Origin of the sequence: Moraxella sp. CTOTU47618 (assembly GCF_032017425.1) — a bacterium.
Lineage (GTDB): Bacteria > Pseudomonadota > Gammaproteobacteria > Pseudomonadales > Moraxellaceae > Faucicola > Faucicola tetraodonis.
Window position 1 is genome coordinate 43425 of record NZ_DALZPW010000004.1, and the last position, 12033, is coordinate 55457.

The following is a 12033-nucleotide window of genomic DNA, read 5'->3' on the forward strand; positions in this document are numbered from 1 at the left end:
TGATTTATCTTTATATCGTTAATTTTTTGATTTGTATTCATAACCATAGTGATAATTATAGGCGCCAATTAAAGACTGCTTAGCATCATTGAAAATAATCCCTTCTACTTTTACATTCGCACGTTGTAGTTTTTCGATCGCATAATTTACCTGTTTTACGTTTGATACCTCATATCGTACCACGAATAAGACTGAATCCACCAACTGCCCTATCGATAGCGCATCTGAAGTGCCCATTACAGGTGAAGTGTCGATAATGATATAATCATAAAACTGACGATAAAAATCTAGAAGCGCTTTCATTTTTCCATTTAATAATAATTCTGAAGCGTGGCTATGGCCTTTGCCCCTAGGTATAAAATGCAGATTTTCGTATAGTGTGGTTTGAATCATATAGCTGCTATTAGCCGCATCAATCGTATCATCAACCAAATAATCAACCAGTCCATTGATATTTGGCAAGTTAAATCGATCTTGCAGATGACCTAACCTAGTATCCGCGTCAATTAACAGGACACGTTTACCTGTCATCGCCATTGCCACGGCAAGGTTGGCGGCAATAAATGACTTACCGACACCAGGTCCTGCACTTGTTATCAACAACGTATTGCCATCGGTTTTTGTTGCATTAAACAATAAATGAGTGCGAATGGATTTAAAGCCCTCACTGACAACCCCTTCAGGTTCGATTTGCTCAACCAAAGGAATTTTAGTTGATTTACTTTTTAACAACCGCGTTAATCGAGGCGAATGAGGAATGACACCAATCACCGGAATATCCGTATTGTTTTCTAATTCTTCTAAGTCTTTCACGCCCGCGAACAGCAATGATTTTAAGAATGCTAGTCCGATGCCTAGCATTAACCCTAAAAGGGTCGCGATTAAAACAATTTGCGCTTTTTTAGGGGCAATTGGTACATAAGTGTTAATCGGTAAATCGATGATGCGTACATTGCCCAGCTGTCCAGATTTGACAATTTGAAGCTGCTCATAATTTTTGAGCATATTTAAATAAATCTCATTGCTAATCTTAACATCACTCGATAGTTCCAAAAATTGCCGCTGAACCTCTGGAATACGCGTAATATTTTGTTTAAGCGCCTCTTCTTTGTCTCTTAGCTCCTGTATTTGCATGTTTAATTGCTTTAATACTGGGTATTCATCCGTGTAACGCTCGGATAATTCGGCTCGTTTTAGCTCAAGCTCACGCAGGTTGGTTTCAATCTCAGATCTTACTTTGACAGCCAATTCCGCTTCTTTATCAATATCAACTGTCGCATTTTGCTCACGGAAATTATTAAATTTTGCTTCCGCTTCGGCAAGTTTTGTTTTTAATTTAGGCAGTTGCTCTTGCATAAATGCCAGGGTTTTTGTCGTTTCCGCGCTACTTTTATCAAGATTTTGCATTTCATACATTTTAACGATGCGCGTTAATGTATGGGTGATTTCATCTTGATTAGCGCCTGTAAGTGAAGCGTCTAAAATGCCTGTTTGTTTACCTTTTTCAGCCACCGCAAGATTTGCTCTAAGGTTATCTATCGCCTTAGCCGGTGTAAGTTTACTCAAGTTATAAGAATAACCAGGTGCTAATGAAGTGACTTGAATATCTATATTACCCGCACTCGTTTTGAAACGCGATGCTGTTGCAACTTTACCGGTAAACTCAGCGCCATCAGGCGAAATCAGTTTAAAATTTTGGCTGTCAATTGCTGTCAACACGAAATTCTTGTTTTGATAAGCTAATGGTACATTAAATTCAGCTATCCAAAGCCCCACCTTTAAGTTACCCACACCATTGTCTGTATGACTAACTAGAACACTTTTCTTGGTAAGTAATTTGTCTAAAAAACTGTCTTTAAGTTGATTGACAGTTAAATCCAAATGCAATTGGTTAATGACAGGCCACAGAATCATGCGAGAATTGATGATTTCTACTTCCGTTTGTGCAGAACCATCTTGAGCGTTTAGAAGACCGGCAACATCCTCACCTAACGCAGAAACGCCTGAGGATTTTTTGTCAACTTGAATCAATGAGTTGGTTTTATAAATTGGCGTTGCCGATTGGGCATAATAGAGACCGCCTAATAAACCAAGTAACAGCATTGATAAAATTAATTTCCAATGATTTAACAAAGTTGCGATCAACGCTCTTAAATCAATTTCATCATCATTCACTTTCTGATCCATGCTTACTCACTTGATGCTAAACTACGATAAAATACATTTTAATTGTTACAGAATAAATAAATCTTTCTTATAATTTCGAAAAACTGGCTAGCGTCAGAATTTACGCTAATTTATCCTTCCAACTTTCTACGGCTTTATTGAGCACTGCTCGACTTTCATAAAATTTTTCAATGGGTAGTTTATAAGGATCGGCTACATTTTCATTTATCCAATGACCAATGCGATATACTTTGCCACGTTGGCTTGAGTAATTTTGTTTCATCCAATTCTCTTGATCTTTGGACATACAGAGTACTAAATCAAAGGTTTGCATCAATTCTTTGGTAAGCTGCTGGGCGCGATGATTACGAATGTCAACATTCCATTCATCCATCACTTGAATGGCTTTGTCATCTGCCCCTTCGCCCACTAGTGCACTTAAGCCCGCTGATTTAACGATGAGATTGGGGTGTTGTTTCTGTAATAGCGCTTCACCAATAGGGCTGCGGCAGATGTTACCGACGCATACCACTAAAATTTTTTTAAATGACATAATAAAAACCTAGCTATTAAAATTGTCTTACAACTCCAGGTAATGCCGCTGAAGGAAGGATTTGACTAAGAATACGATTCCAGCGTGTTAAACCAGTTGGGTCTACATACACCACATCACCCGGCTGCATTTTAAATCGATTTGCAACCGAAAAATTTGTAATGGAGGTTAAATCAATATGATAGATATTCGACTCGTTTTGATAATTGTTTTCTCTTAATACGTATACCTTTTTAGCATTTGCAGAGGTAGGAACTATACCATTGGCTTCCCCTATCGCACCAATCAAACTTAATCCATTCTCAGGAATTTGGATAGTACTGGGTTTGGTAAACTCACCCATTACTGTGACTTTATGATTGGTAATATCACCAACTTTGATGGTATCGCCATTTCTCAAATATAGCGAATTTGGCGAGTACCCGGCATTTTGCAGTGATTTAAAACCAAAGTTGTAGATTCTACCGTCGCGTATCAGCTGAATATTGTCGGTATCTGAGGTATTAGTAGTACCGCCTGCCATACTGATTGCTGTATACAGATTGACTGGTTGATCAGCGATATCATACTGTCCAGGCGATTTTACCTGGCCATCAACATAGAACTTATGCCCCCGATAGGAAATGACCCGTACTTGCGGATCTGGGTGTTTAAGATAACGAGATAAACGGCTTGCTAGGTGGCTGGTGAGTTGTGAAACTGTTAAACCTTCAGCTTTCACTCGCCCTATCATGGGAAACTGCAAAAAACCGCTTTGGTCGACTAGGTAGCCACTCGCATAAATACTATTTCCTGCCGATTGAACACCTTGCGTGATTTCAGGATATCCTGGTAAGAATATTTCAATCACATCGCCTTTTGCAATTGTAGTATAAGTTCCAGCGGACTTCGAAACAGGCGGAAATGAGATCGTTCTCGAGCCTAACAGGTTAGGCATAGGAATGTTATTTGCCGTTAATTCGGTCACATTAAACCGCATGCCATTGTCTGCTACAAACGACACGGGTTGGTCGAGTGCTGTCGATTCGGGCAATTTACCAACTCTCATACCGCTAATAATTGCTGTCTTAGAGCTGCATCCAGCAAATGAAAGTGCAAAGATGATAGGAGATAATTTTATGAGCTTTGCTAACATGTGACAATCTCGTAGAATAAAAACTCGTAGAGTAAAAAGGCAAAATCTAACAGTATCAGCCAATATGATGGGTAATTGTAATAAAAGTTTAATGCTACAGGCTTGTAAATTTTGTAAATTTAAGTAACATAGCTATCTTAAAAAATTAATTCATATTTTCGCTACCAAGAAAAGAGTTAGCACTTCTGCTGGTTAACATTTAATCCATTATAGCATTATAGATTTGCTTGATAAACAATTAAACATAACATCTTAATGATTTGTACAGCAATTTTTTATGCAGAAACTTTCGTTCAAAAAAAAAGCCCCTGTTATCAGGAGCTTTAATTTGGTACCAGTGGTCGGACTCGAACCGACACGCTTTTAAAGGCAACGGATTTTGAATCCGTCGTGTCTACCAATTTCACCACACTGGCATGGATGGCTATAGCTTTTTAGCTTATCTCTAATCGGCTATGTGGGGTGGTATTTTAGCAACTTTATTTTTTTTTGCAACAACTTTTTCAATTATTTTTCCCTCAGAATGAGAAATACGTAAAAAATAATTTTTCAATAAAATCGATACGTTTTTTACACACTCACTTACTACTTTGTATAGTATTCTTGCCCGCCACTTAATCATAATATCGCTAAAACTAGGGTAAAATTTGTTAATTTATGACTTTTAATCAACCTGCCTCGAACTTTTTCAATAGGATGCTATTTATTGTCACAGCATTAATGGCGGGTTGTAATTCTCCTAATAACAATCAAAATTCAACGGCGGCCAATAACCAATCTAGCAAAGAACCTGCCAAAACAATTTCAACCAATGCGCCTGTTGCCTCTTCACCCAAAGCGACTGAAACTCTACGTATTGCCGCTTTTTCCAATCTTCGCATGGTATTGCCTATCTTGGTATCAGATTTTAACCATAATTATCCGAATATAAAGATTCAAATTACTTTTGCGCCTAATACTGCGCTCTATAATACGGTAAATGCCAATCCCCAAAGCTTTGATATTTATTTATCGGGTAACCAGACTTACCCAAAGCAAATGCTTGCCAGTGTTAAGGGTGTTAAATCTTCGCCTTTTACTTATACCCGTGGGCAGTTAGTGCTTTATAGTCATAAATATCCTATGGACATTAGCCCTACTACCACGCTTGATCAGTTGATGCTCGACAATAAACCCTTTAGTTTAGCGATAGCCAATCCAGAAAATTTAGCTTATGGCGTGGCAGCAGAAGCCTGGTTGGTCAATCAAAACCTTTATAATAATATCAAGCCTAAGATTATTTATACCAATACCCTAGATGAAACTTTTGCGTTAACTGAAAGTGGGAAAGCAGATTTTGGATTTGTAAGCCTCTCGCAAGTATTGAATAAACCCAATAACATTGCCCTGCAAAATGTGAATACGCTAAGCAATAACTATTTGATACTGCCTAAAAATAGTTATCCGCCAATTCTGCAAGATGGCATTATTTTGAATCAACCTTACACCAGTCAAATTTTTGTGGATTATCTAAAATCGGCAAAAGCACAAGATGTTTTAACCGATGCGGGGTTTTTGCCGATTTGTACCTCGACAACTATCTTACCTGCTTGCAAATAGGAGGTTGGGTTTTAATTATCCGCTACTTGCAAGTCGCGAATTAATTTGCAATTGCTAATTTTAATTGATTAGCCAGCGATGCTAGACGCTCATGATCGCCTTGACGATTTTCATGCAAGCCAAGATGATAAATACTGCTTGGAATCAAATGAACGTGGTAATGAAATACCGATTGTCCTGCCTCCGCATTATTTAACTGCATCTGCACAATACCTTGGCGATTAAATACCTTGCGCTGCGCTGCCATGACTTTTTGCGCGGTGCTGAAAACTGCCACAATGTAATCTGCTGGCATATCCGACAACTCAACGGCTTCACATTTTGGAATGACTAAAACATGCCCTTCTGCCATCGGCATGATATCCATGAAAGCAAGCGTTTTGTCATCTTCATAAACTTTATGGCTAGGAATCTCGCCACGAAGAATTTTGGCAAAAATATTTTGATTGTCATACTGCATTGATTACATTCCTTTTATTGTTTAAATGGGGCTAAGAAACAAGACTCAGCAATTACGCGCTAAGCAAAAAAATCTAATATGGTTTCATTCAAGATAAATTGTCGATCATCACCCAGCATAGTTACATCATAATTATGTACAAAGCTGACTGCTAATGCGCGACTAGGATCACACCAAGCCATAGACCCATTATATCCCATATGTCCAAATGCATCAGACACATCATGGAACAGACTAAACACGCGATGGTAACCGAGTCGCCATGCCATCACCGCTGGCATGATTTTGTCAAATTGCTCATTGTGAATGGTTGAAAGCGCCTTAAAAACAGCAGAATTGATTAGGGTTTTACCTTGCCAAACGCCGCGATTTGCAAGCATGGCGTAGACTGTTGCCAATGCTATCGCACTGGCTACTCCATTTGCGGCAGGAATTTTCGCCTGCAGGGTGACAGGGTGATAATAATTAAATTGTCTGCTACCGATGGGTACCAGCGCAGATTTATAGTCTTCGATATTGATATTAGCAGGTTGAAAATAGAGCGCGTTAATGGCCTGCGTTGTCAAAGGAGAGCCCGATTGAGACAATGTTAACCACTCGGGGTAAAAAGGCAAGGATTGATAAAATCGTAGCGTTGAGTCGGCATCTTGAGTGAGTAAAGGCTTAACTTGAGTCTCTTTGGCACGTATTTGGCCGGCAACCTGTTCAACTTTGTCTTTGGGTACCCCAAAGTAGACTTGACCGACCAAATTAAGCGGTTGCAATAAATAATATTCTAGGACTTGCTGCAGCGGTAATTGCGTTACTTTTTCAATCAGCCCACCCAATACCCAGCCTGATACCAAGGCGCTATAAGCCGCGCTGGAATCCGCACTGGATTCGGTTGATTGATCAACAGGCTGCTTCTTATTAGCTGAACTATTACCTGAACTCTGCGTATTAGTTGGACTATTTAATGCCATTTGCTCGACGTTACTGAGCATCAATTGCCAGTCTAGCATGTCTTTGGCGTGTTCGGTAATACTGACAATATTAAATAATCCTGACTCGTGCGTTAGCATATCACGCAAAGTGACGCTATCTTTGCCATTTTGGGCAAATGCTGGCCAATAACTAGCCAGAGTTTTGTCATAGGCTAAAAGCTTTTGACTCACTAAAATATGAATCAACGTAACCAGTATCCCCTTGCCTGTCGAAAAATTCAGCGACAGGGTGGATGGCTGCCAAGGGGTAACTTGCTGGTTAGTCTTATCAACATTTGCGATACCGTGAGCCAATTGAGTGACCGCTTTACCTTCATGAAAAATGACCAGACTGCAGCCACCTACCTTTTGATTAAGATCAAATTGTGATAACAGTTGTGCTAGGTGTTGATTGAGCGCTTGATAATCCATTAAATCCTTCATTGCTTCAATAGCATCCTAAAAAATCCTGTGCTAAAAAACACCCTACTAAAAAATAGCCGCTTAACATTGAACCCTTATTGGAATTTTTCTGTCGCTTTTTTATCGCTATTATTTAGCCTGCGCTTGGGTGATTTTCCCAATCAAATTGGCTTTTGGTGTAGCGGGATCATACACACCAAAATCCACCTGCTCATCACGGTTATCAAATTTTGCGATAAACTCCACTTCAGAGGGCAAAAAAATCGGCAATTTAAACATCACATCACAGGTAAAGCTCTCGGGCAAATCACCCAACGCACCCAAACATTTGGCTTTTGTCCACATACCATGGGCAATGGCTTTTGGAAAACCAAATGCTTTGGCAGATAAAGGATGCAAGTGAATCAGATTAAAATCCCCAGAGATAAACGCATAGCGACGCCCAATATCTTCGGGAATTTCCCAAAATTCATGCATATCATTACTATCAATTGTGGGCTTGGCTTCTACTTGCGTCGTCGATGCTTTGTGAGTCGTTTTTTTGCTTTTTTGGCGTGATAAATACGTCGAAGTCCCTTCCCACACCAGCTCGTCTTTTTCAAAAACTTTAGTCACAAAATCAAATTGCTTACCACGATCATGGTCGCGCAGGTTAGCGAAGCTCACCGCCATTTTAAAAATTGCGCTATCTTTAATACGCCGATATTGGGTCACACTGTTTTGCACATGAATCAAGCCTAGCATGGCAAAGGGAAATGGCTCTTTGACCATCATGTTCATCTGTAACGACTGCGACAGCACCGCAAAGTACGTCGGCGGCACGTAGCTATTGTTTTCAAAACCACAAATTCTGCGGTAATCGGCTAAGTTATCATGGTCGATTTCAAGCGTATTGACGCTATAAGTAGCATTGGGCAGTACCGCATCGGCCGATTTGTCTTGGTCGCCAATAGGTAAAAAACTTTTGATAATATTGGCATAGGTGGTGTGCGGCTTTGGCAAACGACTAAAATTTTGGTCTGACATACAGACTGTCCTTACTTTTTTACTTTTTAAGCTTGAGCCAAAAAATGGCTAGTTGATTAGATAGTGTTCGGATATATTCCATTACTTTTCATTACCGTCAGATCTCAAAATCTGAGAACTTAGTTTATTATAATCGAATGTCACACTCTAATTGTTGATTTTTTGCATAAAGCTTAGTTTAAGTTTGACTTAGAAAAAATACTTAGAAAAAATAATGAAAAAAAATCAGTAGCGATATTTTCGATACTGATTTTTTTCAGCCCGTCAATAATTACGCGCCCAACACACTTTGACCACAGACGCGGACAATATTGCCATTGACGCCGCCCGATGCAGGGCAAGCCAGCCAAGCGATAGTTTCAGCCACATCAATCGGCAAACCGCCTTGGCTCATTGAGTTCATTCTGCGACCTGCTTCTCGAATCGCAAAAGGTATGGCAGCGGTCATTTGGGTTTCGATAAATCCTGGGGCGACCGCGTTGATGGTAATACCGTTTTTTAACGTAGGCGCAGTCGCTTGTACCGCACCAATCACGCCAGCTTTGCTCGTAGCATAATTGGTCTGTCCCAAATTGCCTGCAATACCGCTAATGGATGATACGCATACGATTCTGGCGTTTTCATTGAAACTGTCATGACTGAGTAAGTAATCATCAATTTTTTCTTCGGCATTGAGATTGACGTTCATGACGGCATCCCACATGTTATCATCCATTTTCGCCAATGTTTTGTCACGCGTTATGCCTGCATTGTGGACAATACCATCTAATCCGCCACGTTTGGCTGCCGCTGCCGCTATTTTTTCACCGGCATCATCGGCTGTGATATCTAATGTTAAAGTAGAGCCGCCTATCTCGCCTGCTACTTTTTGCAAGTCCGATTGCTGGGCAGCCACATCGACACAGATGACATGTGCGCCATCACGCGATAATACTTTCGCGATGGCTTCGCCAATACCTCGGCTCGCGCCAGTCACCACCAGTGTTTTATCTTTTAAAGGTTTTTGCCAATCAACCGTGACTGGGTTGCCTTCACCCACTCTCACCACTTGTCCTGACACATAAGCAGAACGTGGTGAGGCAAAAAAACGTAAAGTAGATTCAAGGTTTTGCGCCGCATTTGGGTCTACATAGATAAGCTGGCTTGTGATACCGCGCTTAAATTCTTTACCGACGGATTTAACAAATCCTTCTAAAGCACGCTGGGCTGCTGCCTGTGCAATACTGGTGCATTTTTCAGGTGGCAAGCCAATGACGATAACGCGACCTGAGCGGTCAATCGAACGCGCAATCGGATGAAAGAAGTTGTAAACTTGTTTCAGCTCATGGGTTGTGTTGATACCTGAAGCATCGAAAATAGCCACTTTAAAATATTGATTCGCGCCAAACTGCTCGGCGTCAATCGTCGCATTCTGCAAAGCATCACGCGCTGACTCATTAGGGTCTAGATAAACATCCGCTTGCACATTCGCCAATACTTTGGCGATGTCATTTGCCATCACGGCATTTTCACTGACCCCAAAAATGACACTGCCGGTAATAGGTGCTTGACCGTCTTTGTAACGCTCAAGGTTAATTGGCATCGGTAAACCCAAATTTTGGGCAATCTTACGTCCCAATGGATTTTGAACGAATTCGGAATAATGGTCTGACATAAGGACTCCTTTGAATAGTTAGTTTTGCTTAGGCTATTAGATAAGGCTCAATTAAAAGTTGAGTTAAACACTCAATTAAAGACAGTTAGTGTCTGAATTTTATACCAATCAAGCAAGTTTGAACAGTCATATCAAATAAAATTTTATTGGTTTTATTGATTTATATAAATTATCGTTATATATATACTTTTAGGTGATATTTTTGTCTACGTTTTATGGTAACATCACTGCAACTTAAAAAGTTTAGTTATTTTTAAAAAATTTAGTTATTTTTAAAAAGTTATTTGGTTTAAGCTTAGCCAATTTTTTTAATTGATTGCTCAAAAGGACTTTTCTATGGACAATTTTCAACATCCCACTCACCAGCCTACTGGCAAAAAGGTCGCTATTTTAGGTGGCAACCGTATTCCATTCGCTCGCTCAAATGGCCAATACGCCAATGTCAGCAACTCTGAAATGTTGACAGCTGCGCTTAACGGCTTGGTGGAACGCTATAACTTACAAGATAAACGCTTGGGTGAAGTTGTGGCAGGCGCGGTCATTAAATTAAGCCGTGATATCAATCTCACCCGTGAATGTGTGTTAAGCACGGCGTTAAGTCCACAAACACCTGCTTATGATGTGTCACAGGCGTGTGGCACTGGACTACAAGCGGCTTTCGCAGTGAGCAATAAAATCGCCTTGGGGCTGATTGATTCAGGGATTGCAGGCGGTGTTGACACCACCTCTGATGCCCCTTTAGGCATTGGTGATGGGCTGCGTAAAGCGCTGCTAAAACTTAATAATGCCAAAACCAATAAAGATCGCTTGCAAGCGTTATTAAGCATTAATCCAAAAGACTTGATTGATGCACCGCAAAATGGTGAACCTCGTACCAAATTATCGATGGGTGACCACCAAGCCATCACCGCACTTGAATGGGCAATCACCCGTGAAGCACAAGATGAGTTTACCTTTAATAGCCATAAGAACTTGACACGTGCGTACGATGAGGGGTTTTTTGATGATTTAATCACGCCATTTAAGGGTTTAACACGCGACAATAATCTACGTCCCGATATTTCGTTAGAAAAATTGGCGTCATTAAAACCTGTATTTGGTAAGAAAAATGCCAACCCGACTATGACGGCGGGCAACTCAACACCGCTGACCGATGGCGCATCTTGTGTGTTATTAGGCACAGATGAGTGGGCTGCAGCGAATGGATTAAAACCGCTTGCTTATCTCACCTACCAAGAAACCGCTGCGGTTGATTTTACAGGTAAAAAAGGCGTTAAAGAAGGCCTCTTGATGGCACCTGCGTATGCTGTCCCACGTATGTTGCAACGTGCAGGATTAACGCTGCAAGACTTTGATTATTATGAAATTCATGAAGCATTTGCCTCACAGGTATTGTCTACACTTGCTGCGTGGGAAGACGAAAGTTTTTGTAAAGAACGCTTAGGTCTTGATAAGCCACTTGGCGCGATTGACCGCAGTAAACTCAACGTAAATGGCTCATCACTTGCTGCAGGCCATCCGTTTGCCGCAACGGGTGGTCGAATTCTTGCTAGCACCGCCAAACTACTCGATCAAAAAGGATCGGGTCGTGCGCTGATTTCTATCTGTGCTGCGGGCGGACAAGGTGTGGTCGCCATTTTAGAAAAATAATCAAGTAGCTAATACGAAGTACTTAAAAAAAATAGTGTAAAAAAGGCGAGATAATGAACTCGCCTTTTTTTATCGCTTAGCTAAATTTAATCGGTTTTTCACCGTCCTCATCCTGCGGTTTATTTGGGTAGTGATGATCATGACCGATATCACAGTCTTCTGCCGCTTTTTTGGGTCGATGAATATAGCCAGTGCGCTCTTCTACGCCTAAAAATTCATGCTCCCACACCATCACCGCTTGCATACAAGTTTGACGCTGTTCCTCCGTCAACTTTCGACCATCTTCCCATTTGCCAAGCGAAATCGCTTGACGAAATTTTTCAACAATTTCAGGCGTTAACGCTGATAAAATCGCTTGTTTATCCATGACTGAATTGTCCTTATACCCTTCAATAAATCACAATA

General features: G+C 40.6%; 10 protein-coding genes and 1 tRNA gene. 2 read left to right on the forward strand and 9 right to left on the reverse strand.

The window, feature by feature from the left end:
* Positions 1-18 precede the first annotated feature (18 nt).
* From RTS09_RS04825 to RTS09_RS04840, 4 genes are all read right to left on the reverse strand, one after another.
* Positions 19-2187 carry a polysaccharide biosynthesis tyrosine autokinase gene (locus RTS09_RS04825; RefSeq protein WP_312534817.1) on the reverse strand — a complete coding sequence of 723 codons (2169 nt, stop codon included), beginning with the start codon at positions 2185-2187 and terminating at the stop codon, positions 19-21.
* Between the two features lie 100 nt (positions 2188-2287).
* Positions 2288-2719 carry a low molecular weight protein-tyrosine-phosphatase gene (locus RTS09_RS04830; protein WP_312534819.1) on the reverse strand — a complete coding sequence of 144 codons (432 nt, stop codon included), beginning with the start codon at positions 2717-2719 and terminating at the stop codon, positions 2288-2290.
* 16 nt (positions 2720-2735) lie between these two features.
* Positions 2736-3854, reverse strand: a complete 1119-nt coding sequence (locus RTS09_RS04835; RefSeq protein WP_312534822.1) for a polysaccharide biosynthesis/export family protein — start codon at positions 3852-3854, stop codon at positions 2736-2738.
* Positions 3855-4183: 329 nt separating this feature from the next.
* Positions 4184-4270, reverse strand: a tRNA-Leu gene (locus tag RTS09_RS04840).
* A 241-nt stretch (positions 4271-4511) separates the two neighbouring features.
* On the opposite strand from RTS09_RS04840, the gene modA reads away from it, so the two are divergent.
* Entirely contained in the window at positions 4512-5453 is a 942-nt protein-coding gene (modA, locus tag RTS09_RS04845) for a molybdate ABC transporter substrate-binding protein (RefSeq protein ID WP_312534825.1), read from the forward strand.
* Between the two features lie 40 nt (positions 5454-5493).
* Here modA and RTS09_RS04850 read toward each other — a convergent pair whose 3' ends face one another.
* The 4 genes from RTS09_RS04850 to RTS09_RS04865 form a co-directional block, all read right to left on the reverse strand.
* The gene (locus tag RTS09_RS04850) at positions 5494-5913 is read right to left on the reverse strand and encodes an HIT family protein (protein WP_312534828.1); all 420 of its coding nucleotides are present in this window, start codon (positions 5911-5913) and stop codon (positions 5494-5496) included.
* Positions 5914-5972: 59 nt separating this feature from the next.
* On the reverse strand, positions 5973-7307 hold the full coding sequence (locus RTS09_RS04855) for a serine hydrolase domain-containing protein (protein WP_312534831.1): 1335 nt from the start codon (positions 7305-7307) through the stop codon (positions 5973-5975).
* Positions 7308-7427: 120 nt separating this feature from the next.
* Positions 7428-8324: a MaoC family dehydratase gene (locus RTS09_RS04860; protein ID WP_312534834.1), complete on the reverse strand. Its 897-nt coding sequence runs from the start codon at positions 8322-8324 to the stop codon at positions 7428-7430.
* A gap of 271 nt (positions 8325-8595) precedes the next feature.
* Positions 8596-9978, reverse strand: a complete 1383-nt coding sequence (locus RTS09_RS04865; RefSeq protein WP_312534837.1) for a 3-oxoacyl-ACP reductase — start codon at positions 9976-9978, stop codon at positions 8596-8598.
* A gap of 336 nt (positions 9979-10314) precedes the next feature.
* Between RTS09_RS04865 and RTS09_RS04870 the strand changes: the two genes are divergently transcribed.
* A complete protein-coding gene (locus RTS09_RS04870; protein ID WP_312534840.1) occupies positions 10315-11628 on the forward strand; it encodes an acetyl-CoA C-acetyltransferase in 1314 nt (437 codons plus the stop codon).
* 76 nt (positions 11629-11704) lie between these two features.
* Here the strand turns inward: RTS09_RS04870 and RTS09_RS04875 are convergent, their stop codons facing one another.
* Complete coding sequence (locus tag RTS09_RS04875; protein WP_036595824.1) at positions 11705-11995, reverse strand: YeaC family protein; 291 nt, start codon at positions 11993-11995, stop codon at positions 11705-11707.
* Between the last annotated feature and the right edge of the window lie 38 nt (positions 11996-12033).

Excerpts from the sequence above, each read along its gene's own strand:
- RTS09_RS04825 (WP_312534817.1), bottom strand. The coding sequence starts at position 2,187 with ATGGATCAGAAAGTGAATGATGATGAAATTGATTTAAGAGCGTTGATC.
- RTS09_RS04830 (WP_312534819.1), bottom strand. The coding sequence starts at position 2,719 with ATGTCATTTAAAAAAATTTTAGTGGTATGCGTCGGTAACATCTGCCGC.
- RTS09_RS04835 (WP_312534822.1), bottom strand. The coding sequence starts at position 3,854 with ATGTTAGCAAAGCTCATAAAATTATCTCCTATCATCTTTGCACTTTCA.
- modA (WP_312534825.1), top strand. The coding sequence starts at position 4,512 with ATGACTTTTAATCAACCTGCCTCGAACTTTTTCAATAGGATGCTATTT.
- RTS09_RS04850 (WP_312534828.1), bottom strand. The coding sequence starts at position 5,913 with ATGCAGTATGACAATCAAAATATTTTTGCCAAAATTCTTCGTGGCGAG.
- RTS09_RS04855 (WP_312534831.1), bottom strand. The coding sequence starts at position 7,307 with ATGGATTATCAAGCGCTCAATCAACACCTAGCACAACTGTTATCACAA.
- RTS09_RS04860 (WP_312534834.1), bottom strand. The coding sequence starts at position 8,324 with ATGTCAGACCAAAATTTTAGTCGTTTGCCAAAGCCGCACACCACCTAT.
- RTS09_RS04865 (WP_312534837.1), bottom strand. The coding sequence starts at position 9,978 with ATGTCAGACCATTATTCCGAATTCGTTCAAAATCCATTGGGACGTAAG.
- RTS09_RS04870 (WP_312534840.1), top strand. The coding sequence starts at position 10,315 with ATGGACAATTTTCAACATCCCACTCACCAGCCTACTGGCAAAAAGGTC.
- RTS09_RS04875 (WP_036595824.1), bottom strand. The coding sequence starts at position 11,995 with ATGGATAAACAAGCGATTTTATCAGCGTTAACGCCTGAAATTGTTGAA.